Below are 24,380 nucleotides of genomic sequence, written 5' to 3'. Positions count from 1 at the left end.
TTTTGTTCGCAAAGTGTAAAGGTTAGGAGTTAGTGCGCCTGCTCCCAGTTGGGGCCTACGCCGACCTCAGCCACCAAAGGCACGGCCAGCTGCGCCACATTGCACATCAGGCCAGGTAACTGCGACACCAGTAAATCGACTTCGTGCTCGGGCACTTCAAAGACCAATTCGTCGTGCACCTGCATCACCATCAGGGTCGCCAGTTTTTCAGCAACGATCCAGCGCTGCACCGCCACCATCGCCTTTTTGATCAGGTCGGCGGCCGTCCCCTGCATTGGCGCATTAATCGCAGCGCGCTCGGCGCCAGCACGACGTGGCCCTTTAGACCCCTTGATGTCGGGCAACCAAAGGCGACGACCGAAGACCGTCTCGACATAGCCCTGCTCGTGCGCCTTGGCACGGGTCTCTTCCATATAACGCGCCACACCCGGGTAACGCGAGAAATAGCGGTCGATATAAGACTTGGCGGCGTCGCGCGTAATGCCTAATGCGCTTGCCAGTCCGAACTCGCCCATACCGTAGATCAGACCAAAATTAATGGCTTTTGCCGAACGGCGTTGATCGGCGGTGACGGCGTCAAGAGCCACGCTAAAAATTTCGGCGGCCGTGGCCCGGTGAATGTCCTGCCCTTCGGCGAAAGCCTTTTGAAGCCCTTCGTCACCCGAAACATGCGCCATGACACGAAGTTCGATTTGCGAATAATCGGCGGACACAATCTTTCCCTGCCCGGCCACAAAAGCCGTTCGAACACGTCGGCCCTCGGCCGTTCGAACCGGAATATTCTGTAAATTGGGATCGGACGAGGCCAGACGCCCTGTAATGACGGCAGCCTGCGAATAGCGCGTATGGACCCGACCCGTCGCCGGGTTGATCATTTTCGGCAGCTTGTCGGTATAGGTTGACTTGAGTTTGGCCAGACCGCGATACTCGAGCAACACCTGTGGCAAGGGGTAGTCTTGGGCAAGCTTGGTCAGCACGTCTTCGTCGGTAGACGGCGCACCACTGGCGGTTTTACGCACAACCGGAAGCTGCATGCGGTCGAAAAGGATTTCACCCAACTGTTTGGGAGAATTCAAATTGAAAGGTTGACCCGCCAACTCGTGCGCCTTGGCCTCGAGTGTCTGCAACTGCAGCCCAATTTCATGACTTTGACGCGCCAGAACGTCGGCATCGATTTTCACACCATTGCGCTCAATGGTGGTCAAGACGTCGGAAACCTCGACCTCAAGCCGGTAAATGTCGTCTAAATGCCCTTCGGCCGACACTTTGGGCCGCAATACCTGATGCAATTGCAAGGTAAAGTCAGCATCTTCAGAACCATAAAAAGACGCCTTCTCGACATCGACTTCGTCGAACCCGATTTGCTTGGCGCCTTTGCCACACAATGCCTCGTAGCTGACGCCTTGCCGCCCCAGCCAACGTTCGGCCAACTCTTGCAAATTGACCCGGCGGTGAGACTCAAGCACATACGCCTGGAGCATCGTGTCTTCGGTAATACCTGCCACCCGGACGCCATGGTTCATGAACACATGGGCGTCGTATTTTGCGTTGTGCAACAACTTGACCGCAGACGCGTCTTCTAGCCAGGGGCGCAAACGCTCCAGGACCTCGTTGCGCGGCAATTGTTCGACGCGGTCGGGACCACGATGGGCCACGGGTATGTAGCACGCCTTGCCTGCCGCAACCGCGAAAGAAACACCCACCATTTGCGCTTGCATTGGGTCAAGTGACGTGGTTTCTGTATCGACTGCAACCAAGTCAGCCTGCGTGATCAGATCGAGCCATTTATCGAATGTTTTCCAATCGAGTACGGTATCGTAATCGGCGTCGACCGGCTCGGGTGGAGGGTCGGCGGCCACGCGACTGTCTTGTACAGGAACCCGCTCTTCATCGCCGGTGAGTTCGCGCAACCAGGTACGAAAGCCGTATTCATCATACAGACGCACCAGCGTATCGGTGTCTTGAGGTTTGGGCGTCAGATCGGACAAGTCATCGGATAAAAACGGGATATCGCAATCGAGCTTGACCGTAATCAGTTGACGCGTCATTTCGAAGTTAGGAATGGCTTCACGCAGATTGTTACCCGCCACCCCTTTAATTTTGTCGGCATTGCGCACAAGCTCGTCGACAGAACCATACTCGTTCAACCATTTGGCTGCGGTCTTGGGCCCAACCTTGTTGACACCTGGTATGTTGTCGACTGCATCGCCAGTTAACATCAGGAAGTCGATGATCTGGTCGGGCCTGACCCCGAACTTGTCGATGACGCCCGCAATATCCTGACGCCCGCCGTTCATGGTATTGACCAGCTCGACGTGTTCGTTGACCAGCTGCGCCAGATCTTTGTCGCCGGTAGAAATAATAGTGTGCACCCCCAGACCGGTGGCGCGATGGGCCAGCGTACCAATAATGTCATCGGCCTCGACCCCGGATACCGACAGTACGGGCCAGCCCAAAGCCGTCACAGCCTGGTGGATGGGTTCGATCTGCGCCGCCAGGTCGTCGGGCATGGACGGACGATGACCTTTATATTCGGGGTAGATGTCGTCGCGGAAGGTTCCGCCCTTGGCATCGAAAATACAAGCCATGTAATCTGCCTTGTAATCTTGCGGTAGCCTACGTAACATTGAGATGACACCATAGAGGGCTCCGGTCGGCTGACCTTTGGCGTTACGCAAATCGGGCAGAGCGTGAAACGCCCTGTACAGATAACTGGAACCATCAACAAGCAACAAGGTTTTTTTCATGAGTAGCAATAAATTTGTTCGTACGCCGGTCGACCGGCAGATCCCCGTGATTATGTCAGAGATGCAGACAGCTGCCGACATGCTTCAGGAAATTGGCTGGGGCGTCAGCGTTTTTGGCAGTGCCCGTATTAAACCAGAATCACCCTATTACGCCCTGGCCGAGGCCATTGGCACCCGGCTGGCAAAGGCCGGGCTGCCTGTTATTGCCGGCGGAGGCCCTGGCATCATGGAGGCCGCCAATAAAGGGGCATTCAATGCCGGGGGGCATAGTATCGGCCTGAATATCAAGCTACCCCACGAAACCAAAAACAATATCTTCCAAACCCACAGCCTGAGCTTCGAATATTTCTATTCGCGCAAAGCCACTTTTTTCATGCACAGCGCGGCCTATGTCGCTCTGCCCGGCGGGTTTGGCACCCTCGACGAACTCTTCGAGGTCCTGACCCTTATTCAGACCGGTAAAGTACCCGCCGCGCCGGTCATCCTGATGGGGGTCGATTACTGGGGCGGCTTAATTGAATGGATCAAGGCCACGTTAAGCACGCAGCACCTTATCGGCCCTAACGATCTTGCCCTGATGACCCTGACCGACGATGTCGAGACCGCCATGCGGCACATTGAAACCTTCCTGGCCGACCGGGCCGATGAGCTGGGTTACGCCGCCATCATCCCTGAATAGCCCGCATGCCTCACGGGCATAAGCACATAAAAAAAGGGCCGCCCATGGGCGGCCCTTTTTACGCAAGCAAACCGTTATTAAACGGCACCCTCACGAGACATACGACGACGCTCGTGCTCTTGCAAGTAGCGCTTACGCAAACGAATCGACTTGGGCGTCACCTCGACCAGTTCGTCGTCGGAGATAAACTCGACAGCGTATTCAAGCGACATCCGGATCGGCGGCACCAGGTCGATGTGCTCGTCTTTACTGGTGGTACGGATGTTGGTGAGCTTCTTCTCTTTGGTGGGGTTAACCACCAAATCGTTGTCACGGCTATGAATACCGATAATCATGCCTTCGTAAAGCGGCTCACCAGGGCTGACAAACATGCGGCCACGGTCCTGCAACTTCCAGAGTGCATAAGCCACAGCATTGCCGTCATCCTGACTGATCAGCACGCCATTACGACGCTCGCCCACGCCACCTTCACGCATAGGTGCATAGTCGTCGAAAATGTGGCTCATCAGGCCAGTACCGCGCGTCAGTGTTAAAAACTCGCTTTGGAAACCGATCAGGCCACGAGCCGGAATGCGGTATTCAAGACGAGTACGACCACGACCATCTGACTGCATGTCTTGCAGATCACCCTTACGACGGCCCAGCTCTTCCATGACTGCGCCTTGGTGCGCTTCTTCGACGTCTACGGTCAACAGCTCGAATGGCTCCATTTTGACGCCGTCGACTTCCTTGAGCAAAACCTGCGGACGCGACACGGCCAACTCGTAGCCCTCACGACGCATGTTTTCGAGCAAAATGGTCAGGTGCAATTCACCACGGCCACGCACTTCAAAGGTCATGTCGTCGTCAGTCGGGTTGACACGCAACGCAACGTTCGATTTCAACTCGAGCTCGAGACGATCGCGAAGCTGACGGCTTGTGACGAACTTGCCTTCACGGCCTGCCAGCGGCGACGAGTTAACCATGAAATTCATCGTCAGCGTGGGCTCATCGATACGCAGCAGCGGCAACGCCTCTTGATTGCTGGGGTCGAGCAATGTGCAGCCGATACCGATTTCATCGATACCATTGATCAGGACAATATCGCCGGCCTGTGCTTCATCGACCAACTCACGCTCGAGACCTTTAAACTTAAGCACCTGATTGATGCGGCCTTTGATCGCGTCGCCCTCGGGGCCGAACTTGACCACAACATCTTGTCCCGCGCGAACGCGACCGCGATTCACACGGCCAATACCGATTTTGCCAACGTAGCTGCTGTAGTCCATGGAGATGACTTGCAACTGCAGCGGACCGTTCGGGTCGTCTTCACGCTGGGGAACGTTCTGAATGATGGCCTGGAACAACGGGCGCATATCGCCTTCGCGCACATCGGGATCAAGACCAGCGTAACCCGACAAACCCGACGCGTAAACGATCGGGAAATCAAGTTGCTCTTCGGTCGCACCCAGTTTGTCAAACAAATCGAAGGTGGCATTAATTACGTGATCGATCCGGGCACCAGGGCGATCGATTTTATTGACGACCACGATTGGCTTCAGGCCCAAGGCCAGCGCTTTGCGCGTAACGAAACGCGTCTGCGGCATGGGGCCTTCGACAGCGTCAACCAGCAACAACACGCCATCGACCATCGACAGCACACGCTCAACCTCGCCGCCAAAGTCGGCGTGACCGGGGGTGTCGATAATGTTGATATGTGTGCCTTCGTACTCAACCGCACAGTTCTTGGACAGAATCGTGATGCCGCGCTCGCGCTCGATATCACCGGAGTCCATAACGCGTTCAGTAAGCTGCTGATTGTCACGGAACGTACCTGCCTGACGCAGCAGTTGGTCAACCAGCGTAGTTTTACCGTGATCGACGTGGGCAATAATTGCCACATTGCGCAATGCGCGACTCATAACTGTTCATCCTTTTGTTTAGCGCCCGCAGGCATCAGGCCGGCGGGTAAATGATCTGGCGCGATCAGCACCGAAATCGGGTTTTCCATACTTTGAAGCGCATCGAGCGTGATGGCATCGTCGATGCTGAACGGCCCTGCTGCGGTACGGCGTAACGCCGATAAATGCGCTCCGCAACCCAGCGCACGACCAATGTCTTGTGCGAGCGTGCGGATATACGTACCTTTGCTGCAATGCACCCGCAGTCGGGCCTGAAGACCATCACACGACAAAACTTGCAAGTCGTGAATCGTCACCTGACGGGGCGGTCGCTCGAGTTCAATGCCTTCTCGAGCATATTTATATAACGGTTTGCCATCGCGTTTGAGTGCCGAATACATCGGCGGCACTTGTTCGATGGGACCACGAAAGGCCGGCAAAACGGCATCGAGCGCCTGTGGATCGATACCCTGAAAATCAGGCACAGAAGTTACGACATTGCCAGTCAGGTCGCCAGAGTCGGTTTCCTCGCCAAAGGCTAGCGTCGCTTCGTAGACCTTATCGGCGTCGAGCATGGCGCCGGCAATTTTTGTAGTTCGACCAAGACAGCAAATAAGCAGCCCCGTCGCAAACGGATCAAGCGTGCCAGTGTGGCCCGCCTTGCGCGCATCAAGTGTGCGCTTAGCGCGCTGCAAAGCGTGATTGCTGGATAGTCCTTCGGGTTTATCGAGCAACAGCACGCCATCGAGCAGCTGCCCGCGTCGTGAAGCCATCGTTTAGCGTCTCTTGGCAAAAAAACGACAGCCCCTCAGGGCTGTTCGTCAGGTTCGTCGGGTTCGGCGGCGCGTACGGCCCCGCCCTGTGGCGCATTGGCCTGGTCGATAAGTTGTGACAGTGCCAGACCACGTGCGAGCTGATCATCGTGGTGGAAATGCAAGGTCGGCACCGTATGGATATGCAGCATCTTGAACAACAGCGAATGCAGCCAGCCGGCCTTTTCGCGCAATGCCGCAAGCGCGACATCGGGTTCGGCGCCCATGACCGTAAAGTACACCTTGGCATGCGCGTAGTCGGCAGAAAGCTCGACACCCGTCAGGGTGATAAGACCCGCCCGCGAGACATCGAGTTCGCGCTGGATAAGGATGGCCAGATCTTTCTGGATCTGGTCAGCCAGGCGGGTGTTGCGACCCGAAGCGGGCTTAGACTTGTGGCGCCCCATGCTTATAGTGTCCGAGCGATTTGTTTGATTTCGAAGACCTCAAGCTGGTCGCCCACCTCGATGTCGACGTTACCTTTGAGGGTGATACCGCAGTCGAAACCGGCCTTGACTTCTTTGACGTCGTCTTTGAAGCGACGCAGCGATTCGAGAGCGCCTGTCCAGATAACCACGTTATTACGCAGCAAACGAACCTGGGAGTCGCGGCGGACCACACCATCGGTAACCATACAACCGGCAATGTTGCCCACTTTCGAGATAGTGAACACTTCGCGGATATCGACCGAACCGATGATTTCTTCGCGCTGCTCTGGCGCCAACATACCGGACATCGCTTTGCGAACGTCATCGATGGCGTCGTAAATGATGTTGTAGTAGCGCAAATCGATGCCGTTACCTTCAGCCAGTTTTTTGGCGCTTTGTTCGGCACGGACGTTAAAGCCAATAATGACCGCGTTAGAAGCAATGGCCAAGTTGACGTCGCTTTCGGAGATTCCCCCAACTGCAGCGTGAACGACCTGAACACGGACTTCGTCGGTGGACAGCTTGAGCAAGGACTGAACCAATGCTTCCTGCGAACCTTGAACGTCGGTTTTGACAATAAGCGGCAAGCTCTTCGAGCCTTCGCCCATGTTTTCGAACATGGATTCGAGCTTTGCGGCCTGCTGGCGAGCCAGCTTGACGTCACGGAACTTGCCCTGACGGAACAAGGCGATTTCGCGCGCCTTGCGCTCGTCGGCCATGGCAATGACCTCGTCGCCTGCTGCGGGCACTTCGGTGAGGCCCTGGATTTCGACGGGAATTGAAGGCCCGGCTGTATTGATAGGTTTACCGTTCTCGTTGAGCATGGCACGTACACGGCCATAGCTTGCACCAGCCAGTACCGAATCGCCACGCGACAAGGTGCCGCTTTGAACAAGAATAGTAGCAACGGGGCCACGACCTTTGTCGAGACGGGCTTCAATAACGATACCCTTGGCAGGCGCTTCTACGGGTGCGGTGAGCTCGAGAATTTCTGCTTGGAGCAATACGTTTTCGAGCAAGTCGTCGATGCCCTGACCGGTTTTGGCCGACACAGGTACGAACGGCACGTCGCCGCCATACTCTTCAGGCACGACCTGTTCTGAGACCAGCTCTTGCTTAACGCGGTCTGGATTGGCATCGGGTTTGTCAATTTTGTTAATGGCGACCACCAGCGGCACACCGGCTGCCTTCGCGTGGTGGATAGCTTCTTTGGTTTGCGGCATAACGCCGTCGTCGGCAGCAACAACCAGAATGACGATGTCGGTCGCCTTGGCACCACGTGCACGCATGGCAGTAAACGCTTCGTGACCCGGGGTATCGAGGAATGTGACCATACCGCGATCGGTTTTGACGCTGTAAGCACCGATGTGCTGCGTAATGCCACCGGCCTCGCCCGACGCCACTTTGGCGCGACGAATGTAGTCGAGCAACGAAGTTTTACCGTGGTCGACGTGACCCATGACCGTTACAACAGGTGCACGCGGCAAGGCTTCGGCCTGCACTTCGGCTTCGGAGGTGTCGAGGAAAGCTTCAGGATCGTCGAGCTTGGCCGCGATAGCTTTGTGGCCCAGTTCTTCGACCACAATCATGGCGGTTTCCTGGTCGAGCACTTGATTGATTGTGACCATTTGGCCCAACTTCATCAGGTGCTTGATGACCTCGGCCGCCTTGACGGCCATTTTGTGGGCCAGATCGGCCACACTGATGGTTTCCGGGACGTGCACTTCGCGAGCGATGAATTCGACCGCCTGAGGTTGACGCTGCTCGGCCTGCGACTGGCGGGCGTTACGGCCACGACCCGACTTACCGGCTTTGCCACCGGCACGCCAGCCATCGCGGCTTGCGGGTGCGGGAGCATCGGTACGCGCGACTGGCTTTTTACGCGAGCCATCGTCGACCCAAGCACCACCTTCGCCAGCGCGAACAGGTTTTTTCTCGGGCGCCTTAACTTCTTTTTTACCGGCTTTTCCGGCAGGCTTATGCAACGTGCCGCTGATGCCGCCTTCGTCTTCGGGCGCCTTAAGCACTTTACGCGGACGGTTAAGCATTTGCTGCAATGCGGCTGCTTCGGCTTCGGCGGCTTTGCGTGCGCGCTCGCGATCTTCGTCGGCAGCGGGCGCAGGCGTAGGGGCCGCACGGCGGGCTGTGGGCCTTTCGGCAGATTTTGCTGGTGCAGCTTTGGCCACGGGCTCAGCGGCGACGGGCTTGGCTTCTGCAGGCTCGACCTTTTCGGGCGCCTGCTCGGGGGCTGGCGGCGCTGCTGGCGTTTCAGGCTCGGCCGAAGGAGTTTCTTCAGACGCCTGAGGAACAACAGGTGCTGCTTCGGCTACCGGCTCGGGCTGCACCGCTTCAACGGGCGCTGCTTCGGCTTTTTGTTCTGCAGGTGCTTCTGGCTCGGGCGCCTGGGCCGCCGGGGAAGCATCGGACGCCGGTGCCGTAGCGACGGGCACGGACACTGCAGGCGCAGCCTCTGCAGGTGCGGCTACGACCGGCACTTCGGGCTCGGGAGCAGACGCTGCAGCGACCTCAGCTTCTTTTTGGGCAGCGGATTCAGCCAGCAACTCGGCAGGCTCACGCTTTACGAACACGCGTTTCTTTCGCACCTCGACTTGAATCGTGCGTGACCGACCCGAGCTGTCTGCTTGGCGGATTTCGGACGTCTGGCGGCGCGTGAGAGTAATTTTTTTACCCTCAGCAGCACTACCCCCATGCGACCGGCGCAACGATTCGAGCAGTTTCGCCTTGTCTGCATCAGTGACGGCATCGTCTACTGATTTGAGTTCAACGCCGGCAGAACGCAACTGATCAAGCAGTACATCTGCAGGCATTTTCAGTTCAACAGCGAACTGGGCGACGGTGTTACTCGACATTCGACTCTCTCTTTATACGACTACTTCATTCATTAAAAACAACCTGGTGGCTAGACATAACCCAAAAATCAGGTTTCATCGTCTGCAAACCAGTGCGCGCGGGCCTTCATGATGAGGTCACTGGCGGATTGTTCGTCGATCTGTGCAATTTCGGACAGCTCGTCAGTGGCCAGCTCGGCCAGATCATCGCGGGTGTATACATCGTGTTCGGCCAGTTTGGCAGCCAGTTCGGGCGTCATGCCCTCTAGCTCGAGCATGGCAGGTTCAGTGTTTTGCACGCGCTCTTCCTGGGCAATAGCTTCGGTAAGCAACGCATTGCGGGCACGGGCACGCAGCTCGTTGATGGTGTCCTCGTCAAAGGCTTCGATTTCGAGAAGCTCTTGAATAGGCACATAAGCGATTTCTTCGAGACCGGTGAAACCCTCATCGATAAGGATGTCGGCCACTTCTTCGTCGACATCAAGTTTGCTGATGAAGGTCGAGCGCAATTCGGTGCGCTCTTGCTCGAAACGACTCTGGCTTTCTTCGGGCGTCATGATATTAATTTGCCAGCCGGTGAGCTCGGAGGCCAGACGCACGTTTTGGCCACGGGAGCCAATTGCCTTGGGCAAGTTCTCTTCGTCGACCACGACATCCATCGCGTGCTTGTCTTCGTCGACCACGATGGACTCGACCGTTGCCGGTGCCAGCGCACCGATGACGAATTCGGCAGGATCTTCGGCCCAGAGGACGATATCGACCTGCTCGCCGCCCAGCTCGTTGCGCACCGCAGTAACACGCGAACCACGCATGCCGACGCAAGTACCGATAGGATCGATACGCTTGTCGTATGCAACAACAGCAATTTTGGCACGCACACCCGGGTCGCGGGCAGCTGCTTTGATTTCAAGCAAGCCCTGTTCGATTTCGGGGACTTCGTTCTCGAAGAGCTGACGAATGAACTCGGGCGACGTACGCGACAAAATCACTTGCTGGCCACGCGCCGAGTGATCGACACGCAAAACCCAGGCGCGAATGCGGTCACCCACGCGAATGTTTTCTTTGGGGATCATTTCCGAGCGCGGCAAACGCGCTTCGATTTTCCCGGTTTCGATGATGACATCACCCTTGTCGATACGCTTTACGGTACCAGAGACAATAGTTTCGCCGCGATCGAGGAAGTCGTTGAGGAGCTGCTCGCGCTCGGCGTCGCGGATGCGCTGCAAAATAGCCTGCTTGGCAGCCTGAGCGCCAATACGGCCAAACTCGATGGGTTCAAGCGGCTCTTCGATGTATTCGCCAACCTCGATGCCTGGAACGATTTCCTGGGCTTCGGACAAAAGCTCTTGCTGATCGGGCTCTTGCAGACCGGCGTCATCGGGCACGACCAACCAGCGACGGAACCCTTCGTGGGAACCGGTATTGCGATCGATAGACACACGGATATCAGCGTCTTCTTTGAAACGCTTTTTCATGGCAGAGGCCAGCGCGTTCTCGAGCGCGCCGAAAACCACTTCGCGCGATACGTTTTTTTCACGCGCAAGGGCGTCAACCAACAGAAGAATTTCGCGACTCATCGCTTTTTACCCTTGAAATCAAGTACGGGATCCAGTTTGGCACGATCAATATCGTCAAATGCAAAGCTGATGACTTCAGCTTTGCTGTTTTTGGCCACGGGATCGAGCACTAGGCCAAAAACACGTCTTTCAGTATTTGTCGTTTCAGCAAGCTGCAAAGTACCAGCGAAGACCTTCCGGTTGTCGCGGGGTTCGCGCAGACGAATTTCGACGCGCTCACCAGCAAAGCGAACGAAATCGGACTCTTTCTTGAGCGGGCGATCGATGCCGGGCGAGCCGACTTCGAGACGCTGGTAATCGACGCCTTCAACTTCGAATACGCGGGATAGTTGCTTGGAAACTTGTTCGCAGTCTTCGATTCTCACACCGCCCGGACGATCGAGCGTGACACGAAGCAACCCGAGCGGCATACGTTCGATATCGACTAGTTCGAGATCTGTGCCTTCAAGGACGTCTTGTGTCAATGCGAAAATATCTGCCATAGAATTCAAAAAAAAAGGGCTGTACGCCAGCCCATTGTTATTGCGCTTATTAAAGACTGGTGCGCCGGCCTGCACTTTGTACCTGAGTACACTGCGCGCAAACCCCCGGCTTACCTGCACTTTAGCGAAGGCTATGCCTGCCGCCAAACAAACGACAAAGCAAACATATACCTGTAAAGGCCGGTATTTTAACAGATTTTAGAAAAAATCGTGCTCTGTCCGGGGTTTAGACTTAAAAAACAACAAGATTACTTAAGCACACCCAAGCGGGACTCGTGCGCGGAGGCGCCCTTAGGCTGCCAGTCGTCGCCACGACCGGTGCTCGGCTTACCCGCACGCGGCGTACGACCAGGCTTTTGACTCTTTGGACCAGCGGCCCTTGGAGCACGGGATGCCGATTTACCCTGAGCTGTTTCGGGGCCTTTGGGCTTACCACCACCAGCAGCAGGCCGCTTGCGGCCCTTCGCGCCCTTACCGTCGGGATGCCCGTTAGGCAAGCCGCCCGGAAGCATTTTCCCCGTGCCGTATGGATCGGAAGGGAAAGACTGGGCCACCGCAGCGACCGCACCCGGACGCCCACCCGACAACTTGCCTCGCCGACTGATTTTGGCGCCACTACTGCCATTGCGCTCGAGCGTACCGAAACCCGGCGGCAAGGCACTGTCGTGAGACAGCGGCTGACGCGGACGCTCACCACGGCGCCCGCCTGCGGTGTCGTCTTTAATTAGACCAAGCTGCACCATCCAGGCGGTAACCAACGTACTGTCGAGCTCTTCCCAGCGACCGCGACGCAAGTTGCGCGGCAGCACGATTTCGCCAAAACGAGTACGAATAAGGCGACTGACCGTAACACCGGCGGCTTCGAACATACGACGCACTTCGCGGTTGCGACCTTCGTGCAGCGTTGCTCTGTACCAGCGATTACTACCCTCGCCCCCTAGAAATTCGAGCGAACCAAACTGCGCCATGCCGTCGTCGAGCTGAATACCCTTGACCAACTGCTTTTGTTGCTCGTCGGCCAATTCGCCCAACACACGCACCGCGTACTCGCGCTCAGCGCCGTAACGCGGATGCATGAGCCGGTTAGCCAGATCGCCAGATGTGGTCAGAATCAGCAGGCCCTCGGTATTGAGGTCGAGGCGCCCTACCGACAACCACTTACCGACTCGCATTTTGGGCAAGCGGGCAAAAACCGTCGCACGCCCAGACGGGTCGTCGTGGCTGACAATTTCGCCAGCTGGCTTGTGATAAAGAATAACGCGTGGCGGCTTGGCGGCATTGGGGCGCGTGATGGGGCGACCATTGACACGCACCTGATCGTTAGGCCCAACGCGCTGGCCAATATGCGCCGGCTCGCCATTGACGGACACTCGCCCGGCAATAATCAGCTCTTCCATTTCGCGTCGCGAACCAACACCAGCATCGGCTAGCACTTTATGCAGCTTGGGTGTCACAGCATCGCTGTTAAGGTACTTACCTAAACGCTGTTCGATTTTTTGGGCTTTATCAAGGTAGCCCAAAGCTTTGTCGGCATCGGCGCTGTCTTCGGCATCGGACAACGCTACCTGTGACGACACCGGTGCTTTTTTACCCCGGGGGGCCGGACCGCGAGCCCGAGGCTTGCGCGCTTGCGCCGGTGCTTTGGCAGGAGCGCCGACTGCCGGAGTCACACCCTCGGGATGATTTGACACCGACGACTCGTCGGGCGCGCCCTCAACCGCAGACTCATCGCCTCGGCGACGACGAAACGGCGTACGCAGTTTTCGCCCGCGGCCTTTGGCCGGCGCCTTGGTTGTGTTGTCGTCATGTACGGCATCGACGGCCTGCGACAGGGCCTCGGTAGTGGTTTCATTCATAAGTTTGTTCGGATACTCCGTATCAATCGGCATCAGGGGCCGGCGGGTCGTCGAGCTGCAAGCCTTCGAGCACCTGCATAGATTCTTGCGACTCGAGTGCAGGCAAATCGTCGAGTGTTCGTAAACCCAAGTCATCGAGAAACTGGCGTGTTGTGCCAAACAATGCGGGACGCCCAGGGGCGTCACGATGACCCAACACTTCGATCCAGCCACGCTCTTCGAGCGCTTTGACAATTTGAGACGAAACCGTAACCCCGCGAATATCTTCGATGTCGCCGCGCGTTACCGGCTGACGCCACGCAATAATGGCTAAAGTCTCGAGGACAGCCCTTGAGTATCTGGGCGGCTTTTCGGGGTTAAGACGTTCTAGGAACTTTTGCATTTCGGGGCGGCTTTGAAACCGCCACCCGCTGGCCAGACAGACCAGTTCGAGCCCTTTTTCTGACCAATCAAGCTGCAGCACAGAAAGCAACCTCCTGAGATCGTCTGCAGAGACGTCTTCAGGGGGAAACAGCTTGCGTAACTCGGATAAAGGCAAGGGTGCGTCGGCGCATAATAGCGCGGCTTCGAGCACCCGAATGATTTCGTTCTCGGTCATGTATTCTGGTTTTGCACAATTCTACGCGTAATTTTTCAAAGTTGCACTGCTAGCCCCTACTTTGTACCTCAGGGTGTGAACTATTTGCTACGGATTTGCATTATTTTTTTAGGTAGGTTAATATTCAGTTCTTCAGACGCGGGGTGGAGCAGTCTGGCAGCTCGTCGGGCTCATAACCCGAAGGTCGTAGGTTCAAATCCTGCCCCCGCAACCAAATTAAAAATGCCTGCATATTACATGCAGGCATTTTTTTTGCCTGCCCCTTACGCGCCAACATGGCCAGACCAAGTACAGCCACACTTTGGCCGTACTTTACCTTGAGCAAATAGGGACAACGGCTTTTAGCTTTTAGCCAAACCAGCTTCCAGTTTTTTGAAAAAATCTTCGGCTGGGCTGCCGCGAGTAATCACAACTGCTTGAGCGCCAGGGGCGTCAGTCGGCCCGGCCTCTAAGGGCTGGGGTGGGTAAACGGTATTGTGTACGACCTGAACCACCTGCCAGCCGCCTGGCTCGAAAAACAAAATACCCTTAAAACGTAGCAGCCCCGCTCCTGTATCGGCCACGGCAGCATCCAGGGCACGCGAAAAATCTGCTCGCTTAACCGTACCCGACAGTTCCCAACTCGCAACATCAAGATCCGCATGCCTACCCACCGGCTGGGAAAAGTCACCCACCACTTGCGCATCCGGAAACACGGCGCCAGGCGTCGGTGAGCCTGATGAGGTAAACAAGCCCTGACCGGGCACCCCAAAAAGTCCTGCCGTATGACGACGAACGGCCCCGCCCAACGCTGGCACACGGCGCGCCTGACCCTGCACAACGTCGAATAACTGCCCCACCGACGTCACCTGCCCGGCAAGCAGCCTGGGCACCTGCGGACACACCGTATCCAGCCAAGTCTGGGTTAGACCCAACGCTTGCGTATTAACTTGGTCGGCTTTGCTGATGAGCAGGCAATCGGCTTGCGCCAATTGGGGTGCGACCTCGGGCTGCTGCACAAACTGGGCTTGTATATTGCCAGCGTCGACAACCGTCACGCAACCCGCATAACGATACCGATCGGCCAGAAAGCGCTCAAAAGCCAGGGTATAACGAATTGCTGCCGGATCGGCTATCCCTGTGGTTTCAATGACAATATGCGTGAATGGGCGAATGCGCCGCTGAAGCGCCGCCATGAACAAATCTTGCAACGCAGTGACCAACCCACCGCGCACAGAGCAGCAAATGCAGCCTGACTCAAGCATCACGAGACGATCATCGACATGACGAACCAATTGATGATCGAGTCCGATTTGCCCAACCTCGTTGACCAGCACCACAAGCCGGTCCGGGTCGATCGACGTGACCGTATCAGTCACACCGTCGTCAGAAGCGGCGTCGATGCCGATGTCGATGGAAGTACCGGCGTGAACCGCGCTGCCAGCAGGGGCGACGGCATCCGCAGACGTCGCTGGCGCCGAACTTGGCTGCGTGCCGCCCAGAAGACGATTAAGCAAGGTTGTTTTACCTGCCCCCAAAAAGCCCGTCAGCACCAATACCGGAATTTCAGACGTCACGCCGTAGTTACCCTAAAATTTACGCCATTACCCATCACCAAACCTCAAAGTGGCACACCTTGACTGCAGAACTTTCGCTGGCTCGTACTTTAGACGATATTGACCCCGAAGAATGGAACGCACTGGCGAACGGTCATCCGCTGGTTAGCCATGCTTTTTTACATGCCCTTGAAGCCAGCGGTTGCGCATCGCTTGAAACAGGCTGGGATCCGCACTACCTGTTATTAAAACGAAATGACCAATTAGCAGGCGCCATGCCTCTTTTCGTCAAATACCATTCGCGCGGAGAGTATGTCTTCGACCATGCCTGGGCACGGGCGTTCATGCAGCACAACTTGCCCTATTACCCCAAGCTGCTGTCTGCCATCCCATTTTCTCCGGTGCCGGGGCCCCGTTTACTGGCCAAATCGTCCGACGACCGCATCCGGTTAGCCCAGGCAGCCGTATCACTTGCCGAACAAAATGCCTTGTCATCACTGCATATTCTTTTCCCCGACGAGACGGACCAGGCCGCACTGCGCAAGGCAGGCTTCATGTTTCGGGAAACGGTGCAATTTCATTGGCACAACAATAACTACGGCACTGTCGAGGATTTTCTGGCCGACATGACCCAGCAAAAGCGCAAAAAACTGAAACAAGACCGAAAGAAGGTGGCAGCAGCCGGGGTCACCTTTGAATGGCTGCGCGGCGAAGCAATTACCCCAGACAACCTGGCCTTTTTTTACCGATGCTATGAACGCACGTACCATGAGCATGGCAATGCCCCCTACCTGAATGCCGACTTCTTTGAACGGGTCTGGCGCACCATGGGCGACCAGCTTCTGCTGGTGCTGGCGCGCCGAGGTGAAACACCTGTGGCGTGCGCCTTGAACATTATTGGCGAGGAACGGCTGTACGGCCGCTACTGGGGCACCACCGAATTTATCTCAGGTTTGCACTTCGAAACGTGTTACTTGCAGGCCATTGAGTACTGCATTGCCCACCAGATAAATATTTTTGAAGGCGGAGCTCAGGGCGAGCATAAGCTCTCCAGGGGCATGCTCCCCGTAAAAACCTGGTCGGCACACTGGGTGCGCGACGCAAGGTTTGCCCAAGCTATCGCAAATTTTCTAGATGAAGAAACACGAGCTGTTGACCAGTACGCGGATACGCTGGTCGAACACAGCCCGTTCCGTTAAGACGGGTTTATTTTTTTTGCGGCCCATCACCGCCTGCGGGCGGCACAAACGGGAAAGTTGAAAAAATAGACCGGGTCTGATCTTGCATTTGATCTTGCATTTGCACGAACAAATTTTTGCTTTGATCGATGTAATTATTCATCATGCTTTGCAAGACCGGGGTTTGCACACTCATGAACTGAGTCCATGCCTCGGGCCCTACCGCAGACCCGTACAAATTTTTTGATTGCTCGGCCATCCGCTCTTGAACGTCGATAAACGCCTGGATGTTTTTTTCGAGAAAAGCGCCCATGACGCCTTGCATGGCATTGCCATAAAAACGAATGATCTGCGACAGTGCTGCCGCAGAAAACATGGGCACCCCACCCGTTTCCTCTTCAAGAATGATCTGCAACAAAATGCTGCGTGTCAGATCTTCGCCTGACTTTACATCGACCACCTGAAAGTTTTCGTTATCGAGCACCAGTTGCTTGACATCGACCAACGTAATGTAGGCACTGGTCTGGGTATCGTAGAGGCGGCGGTTGGGATACTTTTTGATCAACCGCAGGCCGGACGCGTTTTTAGTTTGTGTCATATGCGCTTGTAATGGGTATTACTACCCCATGTGCAAACCACCGTTAAGCGAAAAGTCGGCACCGGTGGCAAAACCGGCGTCGTCGGAAGCGATCCAGGCGACCATGGCGCCGATTTCTTCGGGCGTACCCAATCGACGCACAGGAATCGTAGCCACAATCTTTTCAAGGACATCGGCACGCATGGCCTTGACCATGTCTGTACCAATATAACCAGGCGATATCGTGTTTACGGTAACCCCTTTGCTGGCGACCTCTTGGGCAAGCGCCATGGTAAAGCCATGAATACCGGCCTTGGCGGTAGAGTAGTTGGTTTGACCAAACTGACCCTTTTGCCCGTTAACTGAGCTGATATTGATGATACGTCCCCAGTTTTTCTCGATCATGCCCTCGATGACTTGCTTGGTGACATTGAACAGACTGTTGAGGTTGGTGTCCATAACCGCACGCCAGTCGTCGCGGGACATTTTGCGGAAGAGGCCATCGCGCGTGATACCTGCATTGTTGACAAGCACATCGATATTGCCAAGTTCAGACTTGACCTTGTCGAAGGCTTCGACGGTGGAATCCCAGTCGGAGACGTTCCCCACCGACACATGAAATTTGTAGCCCAATGCAGCCTGCTCGTCGAGCCATTTGGTGTGATCGCGGCTGGGCCCGCAACCCGCTACCACGGTAAAGCCCTCTTTGGCGAGACGCTGGCAAATTGATGTGCCGATCCCTCCCATGCCGCCAGTCACGTATGCCAGTTTTCCACTCATGGAGTTCTCCTTGTAATTCTGTTTAAACCGCCTTGACCTTCACATAACGCCCGGGGGCAGCTTCGGTGGGTACGAAGCGAGTATTGCCCAGGCGTTTGACGGCCTTGCGACGCGTGCCCGAGTGGCCAGCCAGCCAATCGGACCAATGTAACCACCAGCTTCCCGGATGCTCTTGCGCTGCGTCAAACCAATCGCGGGCTGGTACCACCTTTTTGCCGGTTGTATCAGGACCAACCCAATAACACCGCTTGTTTTTTGCGGGCGGATTAACCACTCCCGCTATATGGCCAGACGCCCCCATGACAAACTGTCTGGGCCCCTGAAGCAAAGACATACTGGCATAAGCCGCCTTCCAGGGCACGATGTGATCTTCACGGGAGCCGTACACATAAGCAGGGGTGTCGATCGCCCCCAGGTCGACAGGCGTGCCGTCGACAACCACTTTGCCAGGCACAACCAGATTATTCTCTAAGTAGGTATTGCGCAGATACCAGGCAAAAAACGGACCGGGCAAATTCGTGCCGTCGGCATTCCAGTAGAGCAAGTCGAATGCAGGCGGACTTTGACCCTTGAGATAGTTATTGACGACGTAGTTCCAGACGAGCTCGTTGGGCCGCAAGAACGAAAACGTGGTGGCCAGCTCGCGCGCAAACAACAACCCGCCCTGCCCCAATTGATGCTCGCGCGCATTGACATGACCTTCGTCGATAAAGACGTCGAGCACACCAGTATCTTCGAAATTAAGCAGCGTGGTCAGCAAGGTAAGACTGTTGACTGGGTCTTCGCCCCGGGCCTTGGCCAGAGCCAGGGCACTGGCCAGCAATGTGCCGCCCACGCAAAAACCCAGCGCATTGATTTTTGCGGCTCCGCTGATGTCTTGAACCACCTTGATGGCCTGTAACACGCCGCTTTGAAGGTAATCGGCCCAGGTCGCCTGCAAAATGCCGTCAGTATCCGTAAGCTGCGGATTACGCCACGACACCATGAACACCGTAAACCCTTGCTCGACAGCATGGCGAACAAAGGAGTTGTCGGGTTGGAGGTCGAGGATATAAAACTTGTTGATGCATGGCGGCACCACCAGAAGCGGCGTGCGATAAACCTGCGCAGTCAAGGGCGTGTATTGAATCAACTGAAAAAGAGGGTTTTCGAAGACGACCTGCCCTTCGGTGATCGCCAGGTTTTCGCCCACCGAAAAATGGCTTTCGTCGGTTTGCGACAAATGGCCTTTTTGGAGGTCGGTGAAAAAATTTTGAATGCCCTGAGCCAGTGACAACCCCTTGGTTTGCAGCAAGGTGTGCTGAGCATCGGGGTTGGTGGCCAGAAAATTGGACGGCGCCATGGCATCGAGCCATTGCATGACGGAGAACCGCAAGCGTTCGCGGGTGTCATCGGGGACATCGGCCGTATCGACCATTTTTTGCATGGCCTGCCCTGACAACAGATAGGCATGCGCCATAAGCAAATAGGCTGGATGACTGGCCCAGGCCTGAGCGCTGAAGCGCCTGTCTTTGGGCAGTTCTAGCTGGCCGTGCTCGGCCTTGTGGAGCAATTCTTGCCAGCTTTTGGAGAATTCCGCCTGGATTTCATTGAATTGTTGAGCTGAAAACGGAATGCTCATTAAGTAAACCTGCCTTGTGTGACTATTTGCATCAGAACACCTTCATGTTGCGGGCCTGGCGATTGACTGTCAATCAGGGTAAGTCGGTAGCCGGATCAAGCCAGGCCAACGTTGCCATGCGTCCGGTGGGGTGTTTGAATCGATACGAATAAAAAAGCTCGGGATGACGATACGTACACCAACTGCTCTGTTCAATATAACGCACCCCAAGTGCCGCCAACCGGTGTCGGGCTAAACCGGCAAGGTCGGCCAGCCATTTACCTCCAACGCTTTCGGTGCCAGGACGCTGCGCAAAGTAAACGGCGCATTCGGGCTGACTGTCGCAAAAAGCGGCGTAGACGTCTGGCCCGACCTCGAAGGCCGACTGGCCGATGGCGGGCCCGATCCAGGCCCGCAATACAGCTTGGTCAGGCAAACGCGCCCGAAGGGCCAAAACGGTATTGTCGAGCACCCCCGCGGCCAAGCCGCGCCATCCGGCGTGCGCAACGGCCACCGCCCGCCCCGCTTCGTCGGCAACAACCACTGGCAAACAATCGGCCGTCAGAATAGCCAGTGCACGACCTTCGCACGATGTGATCGCTGCGTCGGCAACCGGCGCAACCAATGAGGCTTGACCGCTTGGTGCGCCCCCCGGGGCAAATGCAGAGGCGTCGGCATCGTGAACAGTCGTGCCGTGCACCTGATCAAGCCAGACCGGCGTAACGCCGATTTGGGCTGCCAACGCCTCACGACACGCCTGAACAGAAGCAGCGTCGTCGCCAACATGGGCGGCAAAGTTGAGCGTGTCGAAGGGAGGTACGCTGTACCCACCTAAACGGGTCGTACAAAAGTACCTGACACCCCGCCAAGGGGTGCCGCTAACCACCTGAAACGAACCCAACTGTGTTGTTATTGCCACGCAAGATGCCCTAATACCTGTTCGAAATCGGCAGGCAACGGCGCCTCGAAAGAAACCCGCTCGCCACTGGAAAAATCATCGAAACTCAATGCCTGCGCATGCAACATCTGGCGCGAAGCGCCGGCAATCAGTCGGCCACCATACAGCACGTCGGCGACAAGCGGATGACACACACTGGCCATATGAACGCGTATTTGGTGGGTTCGCCCCGTTTCCAGCCGACAAATGACCTGGCTGACCTGCTGACCTTCGGCGGTTGTGCCGATGCGAAGCGGTTCGTAATGCGTAATGGCCTCGCGCGGGGCAATGGGATTCTCGACACTCATGCGCACGGGCACACGCGGATCGCGGCCAATGGGCACATTGACGGTACCGCCATGACGCACCCAGCCGTGTGCCAAAGCGGTGTACTGCCGGCTAACGCTGCGACTTTGCAGTTGACGCACGAGATGCGTTTGTGATTTTTCGTGGCGGGCCACGACCAACAGGCCCGATGTATCTTTATCGAGTCGGTGCACAATGCCAGCACGCGGTACGATGGCCAGTTCGGGGAACCGGTATAACAAACCATTGAGCAAGGTACCCGACCAATTTCCGGCGCCCGGATGCGTCACGAGACCGGCGGGTTTGTTAACGACGACCCAGTCCGGACTTTGAGCCACCACATCAAAATCGACAGGCTCAGGACTGAACGCCTGTTGCTCTGGCGCGACCTGTTCCCAGACTTCGATGCAGTCAGCAGGGCCAACCGTTTGACGCACACGCGCCGCTTGGCCATTTACCTTGACGTGCCCTGATTCGATCCAGGCTTGCAAACGACTGCGGGAGTGGTCTGGCATGAGACGGGCCAGGACCTTATCCAGGCGTTCGGGCATCGTTTTAAGTGGTAGCTCGAACAGTAGGGGCTCATCGTCTGGCGTGCACGAAGAACTTTCTTTAGTAATATCTGTGTCAGGCATGGCGACAAATCATATAATCAGCCTGCAATGCTAACACCAAGGATGCTTTTGTGACTCGCGTTAACTTCAATTCTGTACTTTGCTCCGGGGCTTCCCGGGTAGCCCGTCTGGCCGGCGTTTTTCTCGTGGCTGCAGTTGTTGCAGGCTGCGGCGCGCTAAGCAAAGGCGATGTCGACCCCACCGCAGGCTGGAGCGCTGATCGTCTTTACCGCGAAGCACGTACCGAAATCAGCGATGCCAACTGGCCCGAAGCCCGCCAGCGCCTCGAGGCACTCGAGGCCCGCTATCCGTTTGGCGGCTACGCTCAACAAGCCCTCATTGACCTGGCCTATGTCAACTGGAAAGACGACGAGCCAGAGCAGGCCTTGGCAGCCATCGACCGTTTCCAGCAGCAATACCCCAATCATCCAGGTACTGACTACATGCTCTACCTGAAGGGCCTGGTCACGTTTACGCCGCCCAGCGCACTGTTTTCGAACATTACACGCCAAGACCCGGCCGAGCGCGATCCGAAGGGCTTGCGTGAATCTTACGAGGCCTTTAGCGAGCTCGTTTCCCGCTACCCCGACAGCCGTTACACGCCCGACGCCAAAAAGCGTCTGACCTGGCTGGTTAACACCTTGGCAGAAAACGAAGTCATTGTGGCGCAGTACTACTACGAGCGTTACGCTTATTTGGCCGCCATCAATCGCGCACAAACCGTCATTACCGAATTTCAGGGCGTCCCGGCCGCCGAAAAAGCGCTGTACATCATGGTCATGGCCTACGACAAGCTGAATATGCCCGAGCTGCGTGACGACACCAAGCGCGTACTCGACAGCAACTTCCCCAACAGCAAGTACTACGAACAGGGTTTTGCCAAAGCCAGCGGCAGTATGTGGAACCCCGTCAACTGGTTCTAACCTGCCTCGCCTTGAAAAATTTCACCACCTGAGCAACTTCTCGGGTGCGTGAAAACGGCGGCAAACCCCGCCAAAGCAGCTTCCCGTAGGGTTTATCAACAATACGGGTATCGGCTACCATCAATACCCCCCAGTCCCCTTCCGACCGAATCAATCGGCCAGCACCCTGCTTAAGCGCAATGGCGGCCTCGGGCAACTGGAACTCCATGAAGGGGTTACCCCCACGGCGACGACTTTCGTTTAAACGTGCCTCAAGCACTGGGTCGTCAGGCGGCGCAAACGGCAGCTTGTCGATCGCAACCAGGGTCAACGCGTCTCCAGGCACATCGATCCCTTCCCAGAAGCTGGCGCTACCGACCAACACCGCATTACGCGCGTCACGAAACCGGTCAAGCAGCAACCGCCTTGAAGTGTCACCCTGCTTTAACAGCAGACGATCAATACCTGCGGCGTCGAGCCGTTCATCAAGTAGCTCGGCAATACGATCAACCGCACGCAAAGTGGTACACAAAACCAGTACGCCACCCTGCGCAACTTTGATTAACGGCACCAGCAGGTCAACAAATTTTTCGTTGAACTGCGGGTGGTTAGGCAAAGGCAGCGTAGACGGTACAAACAAAACCCCCTGCGCCGAATAATCGAACGGTGACTCCCAGCGGCCGGTGACCGCATCGTGCAGGCCTAATTGCCGTTGAAAAAAACCAAAATCACCATTGATGGACAGAGTGGCCGAGGTCATGACCCAGGCCTGCTCGGGCCGGCGAAACCGCGAAAAAATACGCGCTACCGACAAAGGGGCACTATGCAGGCGCATGCCATGGCTACTGGACTCCACCCACCTAACGGCCGTTTCGTCTGCCCCCGGGCCACCGTCGGCCGCAGCAGCAGCGGCCAGTGCGTTCCGGCCCTGCCTGTCGGGCTGGCTCCAGCGGAATAGACGCGCCCGCAAATCGAGCGATGTTTTTGAGGCGGCAGTAAGGTCTGGGTGTTTTTCTGCCACGATGCCCAGCCGTTGCACACAATCGTCAAGCACTTCAATCAAACGTTCAAGTGCAGTGTCGAAAGCCTCGGCATCAGGCAAAGTTTCGAAAGTCGCTTTTTTACCAGGTAAACGGTCTATCGCCGCAGTCGCCAAACGCAACTCACGAGCGGCGTGCTCGATGCGCTGCCCTTGCTCTGTCCAGTTACAGGCTTCGCGGGCGTGAGCCAGCCCGGCGGCCTCGACCTGACGGGCCAGGTCGATCAGCTGATGCGAAGACACACTGCTGCCCAGAAAGCGCGTGGCCACATCGGGAAGCTGATGAGCCTCGTCGAACACCACCAGTTGCACTTCAGGCAACAAATCGGTGATCCCCTCTTCACGAAGCGCCAGATCTGCCATGAACAAGGCGTGGTTGACCACGACGATATCGGCTTCCTGCGCCTCGCGACGCGCTTTGAGCACAAAACAGTCGCGCACATTGGGGCAGTCTTGGCCCAGGCAGTTGTCGCGTGTCGATACAACGCGATTCCAGATATCTGCCTCTTCAGGCACCTCGGCCAGTTCTGCCTTGTCGCCGGTACGCGATTGCTGTGCGAACACCTGAATATGACGAAGCTGACCGATTTCGGCACGAGACTTGAGTGCGCGGTCGTCGCCTTGCAGACGTTCGAGGTGGTAGTGGCAGACATAATTACCCCTACCTTTAAGCAGGGCCGTCGTCACAGGCAAGGCCAACGCATTGCGTAGCCGGGGCAAATCGCGCCGAAACAACTGGTCTTGCAAAGTTCGGGTGCCGGTCGACACGAGCACCTTCACCCCGCTTAAAAAAGCAGGCACCAGATACGCCCAGGTTTTGCCTGTGCCGGTACCGGCCTCGGCGATGAGCGTACTGCCGTCGGTGATCGCCTGATCGATAGCACGCGCCAACTCCAACTGAGCCTGACGGGCGTGGTAGCCCGGCAACGCAGCCGCAATAGGGCCGTCTTCGGCAAAAATGGCATCGAGCTCTTGCAGCAACATGGGACGTTCCAGACACATCA

At 56.5% G+C, this 24,380-nt stretch carries 18 protein-coding genes, 1 tRNA gene and 1 pseudogene; 4 read left to right on the top strand and 16 right to left on the bottom strand.

Annotated elements, in window-relative coordinates; genetic code table 11:
* Window positions 1-29: 29 nt before the first annotated feature.
* Window positions 30-2,747 carry a DNA polymerase I gene (gene polA, locus PuT2_RS09405; RefSeq protein ID WP_093970774.1) on the bottom strand — a complete coding sequence of 906 codons (2,718 nt, stop codon included), beginning with the start codon at window positions 2,745-2,747 and terminating at the stop codon, window positions 30-32.
* A 52-nt stretch (window positions 2,748-2,799) separates the two neighbouring features.
* On the opposite strand from polA, the gene PuT2_RS09400 reads away from it, so the two are divergent.
* Window positions 2,800-3,426: a TIGR00730 family Rossman fold protein gene (locus PuT2_RS09400; protein WP_173862535.1), complete on the top strand. Its 627-nt coding sequence runs from the start codon at window positions 2,800-2,802 to the stop codon at window positions 3,424-3,426.
* A 77-nt stretch (window positions 3,427-3,503) separates the two neighbouring features.
* Here the strand turns inward: PuT2_RS09400 and typA are convergent, their stop codons facing one another.
* The 8 genes and pseudogenes from typA to scpB all read right to left on the bottom strand — a co-directional run.
* Complete coding sequence (typA, locus tag PuT2_RS09395) at window positions 3,504-5,327, bottom strand: translational GTPase TypA (RefSeq protein WP_093970772.1); 1,824 nt, start codon at window positions 5,325-5,327, stop codon at window positions 3,504-3,506.
* Window positions 5,324-6,079: a tRNA pseudouridine(55) synthase TruB gene (truB, locus tag PuT2_RS09390; protein WP_093970771.1), complete on the bottom strand. Its 756-nt coding sequence runs from the start codon at window positions 6,077-6,079 to the stop codon at window positions 5,324-5,326. Before truB ends, typA begins: the two co-directional genes overlap by 4 nt.
* Before the next feature lie 35 nt (window positions 6,080-6,114).
* Entirely contained in the window at window positions 6,115-6,525 is a 411-nt protein-coding gene (rbfA, locus tag PuT2_RS09385; protein ID WP_093970770.1) for a 30S ribosome-binding factor RbfA, read from the bottom strand.
* A gap of 2 nt (window positions 6,526-6,527) precedes the next feature.
* The gene (infB, locus tag PuT2_RS09380) at window positions 6,528-9,416 is read right to left on the bottom strand and encodes a translation initiation factor IF-2 (protein WP_093970769.1); all 2,889 of its coding nucleotides are present in this window, start codon (window positions 9,414-9,416) and stop codon (window positions 6,528-6,530) included.
* 68 nt (window positions 9,417-9,484) lie between these two features.
* A complete protein-coding gene (gene nusA, locus PuT2_RS09375) occupies window positions 9,485-10,972 on the bottom strand; it encodes a transcription termination factor NusA (protein ID WP_093970768.1) in 1,488 nt (495 codons plus the stop codon).
* A complete protein-coding gene (rimP, locus tag PuT2_RS09370) occupies window positions 10,969-11,454 on the bottom strand; it encodes a ribosome maturation factor RimP (RefSeq protein WP_093970842.1) in 486 nt (161 codons plus the stop codon). The genes nusA and rimP overlap by 4 nt, the downstream gene beginning before the upstream one ends.
* A 248-nt stretch (window positions 11,455-11,702) precedes the next feature.
* Window positions 11,703-13,310 (bottom strand): 23S rRNA pseudouridine(2605) synthase RluB, encoded by a 1,608-nt coding sequence (rluB, locus tag PuT2_RS09365; protein WP_173862531.1) that lies wholly within the window; start codon window positions 13,308-13,310, stop codon window positions 11,703-11,705.
* Window positions 13,311-13,362: 52 nt separating this feature from the next.
* Window positions 13,363-13,908, bottom strand: a pseudogene (gene scpB / locus PuT2_RS09360) (SMC-Scp complex subunit ScpB); the annotation flags it as partial.
* Window positions 13,909-14,045: 137 nt separating this feature from the next.
* On the opposite strand from scpB, the gene PuT2_RS09355 reads away from it, so the two are divergent.
* Window positions 14,046-14,122: transfer RNA gene (locus PuT2_RS09355), tRNA-Met, on the top strand.
* A gap of 127 nt (window positions 14,123-14,249) precedes the next feature.
* Here PuT2_RS09355 and PuT2_RS09350 read toward each other — a convergent pair.
* Window positions 14,250-15,464: a GTP-binding protein gene (locus PuT2_RS09350; RefSeq protein ID WP_093970765.1), complete on the bottom strand. Its 1,215-nt coding sequence runs from the start codon at window positions 15,462-15,464 to the stop codon at window positions 14,250-14,252.
* 59 nt (window positions 15,465-15,523) lie between these two features.
* Between PuT2_RS09350 and PuT2_RS09345 the strand changes: the two genes are divergently transcribed.
* Window positions 15,524-16,642 (top strand): GNAT family N-acetyltransferase, encoded by a 1,119-nt coding sequence (locus PuT2_RS09345; RefSeq protein ID WP_093970764.1) that lies wholly within the window; start codon window positions 15,524-15,526, stop codon window positions 16,640-16,642.
* 7 nt (window positions 16,643-16,649) lie between these two features.
* On the opposite strand, the gene phaR is transcribed toward PuT2_RS09345, so the two are convergent.
* The 5 genes from phaR to PuT2_RS09320 all read right to left on the bottom strand — a co-directional run bounded on the left by phaR (window position 16,650) and on the right by PuT2_RS09320 (window position 21,456).
* Window positions 16,650-17,219, bottom strand: coding sequence for a polyhydroxyalkanoate synthesis repressor PhaR (gene phaR, locus PuT2_RS09340; protein WP_093970763.1), 570 nt, complete (start codon window positions 17,217-17,219; stop codon window positions 16,650-16,652).
* Window positions 17,220-17,240: 21 nt separating this feature from the next.
* Window positions 17,241-17,978 carry an acetoacetyl-CoA reductase gene (gene phbB, locus PuT2_RS09335; protein ID WP_093970762.1) on the bottom strand — a complete coding sequence of 246 codons (738 nt, stop codon included), beginning with the start codon at window positions 17,976-17,978 and terminating at the stop codon, window positions 17,241-17,243.
* A 22-nt stretch (window positions 17,979-18,000) separates the two neighbouring features.
* The gene (gene phaC / locus PuT2_RS09330; RefSeq protein WP_093970761.1) at window positions 18,001-19,599 is read right to left on the bottom strand and encodes a class I poly(R)-hydroxyalkanoic acid synthase; all 1,599 of its coding nucleotides are present in this window, start codon (window positions 19,597-19,599) and stop codon (window positions 18,001-18,003) included.
* Window positions 19,600-19,672: 73 nt separating this feature from the next.
* Entirely contained in the window at window positions 19,673-20,491 is an 819-nt protein-coding gene (gene pgeF, locus PuT2_RS09325; RefSeq protein ID WP_093970841.1) for a peptidoglycan editing factor PgeF, read from the bottom strand.
* Window positions 20,488-21,456 carry an RluA family pseudouridine synthase gene (locus PuT2_RS09320; RefSeq protein WP_093970760.1) on the bottom strand — a complete coding sequence of 323 codons (969 nt, stop codon included), beginning with the start codon at window positions 21,454-21,456 and terminating at the stop codon, window positions 20,488-20,490. Before PuT2_RS09320 ends, pgeF begins: the two co-directional genes overlap by 4 nt.
* A 107-nt stretch (window positions 21,457-21,563) precedes the next feature.
* Between PuT2_RS09320 and PuT2_RS09315 the strand changes: the two genes are divergently transcribed.
* Window positions 21,564-22,358, top strand: a complete 795-nt coding sequence (locus tag PuT2_RS09315; RefSeq protein WP_093970840.1) for an outer membrane protein assembly factor BamD — start codon at window positions 21,564-21,566, stop codon at window positions 22,356-22,358.
* Here the strand turns inward: PuT2_RS09315 and PuT2_RS09310 are convergent.
* Complete coding sequence (locus tag PuT2_RS09310; RefSeq protein WP_093970759.1) at window positions 22,345-24,360, bottom strand: ATP-dependent DNA helicase; 2,016 nt, start codon at window positions 24,358-24,360, stop codon at window positions 22,345-22,347. The genes PuT2_RS09315 and PuT2_RS09310 overlap by 14 nt on opposite strands.
* Window positions 24,361-24,380 lie beyond the last annotated feature (20 nt).

The sequence above is a fragment of the Pusillimonas sp. T2 genome (genome assembly GCF_002236805.1).
Taxonomy (GTDB): domain Bacteria; phylum Pseudomonadota; class Gammaproteobacteria; order Burkholderiales; family Burkholderiaceae_B; genus Neopusillimonas.
Note: the sequence above shows the minus strand (reverse complement) of the source record. Positions and strands in the feature narration are given on the sequence as shown.

Excerpts from the sequence above, each read along its gene's own strand:
- polA (WP_093970774.1), bottom strand. The coding sequence starts at position 2,747 with ATGAAAAAAACCTTGTTGCTTGTTGATGGTTCCAGTTATCTGTACAGG.
- PuT2_RS09400 (WP_173862535.1), top strand. The coding sequence starts at position 2,800 with ATGTCAGAGATGCAGACAGCTGCCGACATGCTTCAGGAAATTGGCTGG.
- typA (WP_093970772.1), bottom strand. The coding sequence starts at position 5,327 with ATGAGTCGCGCATTGCGCAATGTGGCAATTATTGCCCACGTCGATCAC.
- truB (WP_093970771.1), bottom strand. The coding sequence starts at position 6,079 with ATGGCTTCACGACGCGGGCAGCTGCTCGATGGCGTGCTGTTGCTCGAT.
- rbfA (WP_093970770.1), bottom strand. The coding sequence starts at position 6,525 with ATGGGGCGCCACAAGTCTAAGCCCGCTTCGGGTCGCAACACCCGCCTG.
- infB (WP_093970769.1), bottom strand. The coding sequence starts at position 9,416 with ATGTCGAGTAACACCGTCGCCCAGTTCGCTGTTGAACTGAAAATGCCT.
- nusA (WP_093970768.1), bottom strand. The coding sequence starts at position 10,972 with ATGAGTCGCGAAATTCTTCTGTTGGTTGACGCCCTTGCGCGTGAAAAA.
- rimP (WP_093970842.1), bottom strand. The coding sequence starts at position 11,454 with ATGGCAGATATTTTCGCATTGACACAAGACGTCCTTGAAGGCACAGAT.
- rluB (WP_173862531.1), bottom strand. The coding sequence starts at position 13,310 with ATGAATGAAACCACTACCGAGGCCCTGTCGCAGGCCGTCGATGCCGTA.
- phaR (WP_093970763.1), bottom strand. The coding sequence starts at position 17,219 with ATGACACAAACTAAAAACGCGTCCGGCCTGCGGTTGATCAAAAAGTAT.
- phbB (WP_093970762.1), bottom strand. The coding sequence starts at position 17,978 with ATGAGTGGAAAACTGGCATACGTGACTGGCGGCATGGGAGGGATCGGC.
- phaC (WP_093970761.1), bottom strand. The coding sequence starts at position 19,599 with ATGAGCATTCCGTTTTCAGCTCAACAATTCAATGAAATCCAGGCGGAA.
- PuT2_RS09320 (WP_093970760.1), bottom strand. The coding sequence starts at position 21,456 with ATGCCTGACACAGATATTACTAAAGAAAGTTCTTCGTGCACGCCAGAC.
- PuT2_RS09310 (WP_093970759.1), bottom strand. The coding sequence starts at position 24,360 with ATGTTGCTGCAAGAGCTCGATGCCATTTTTGCCGAAGACGGCCCTATT.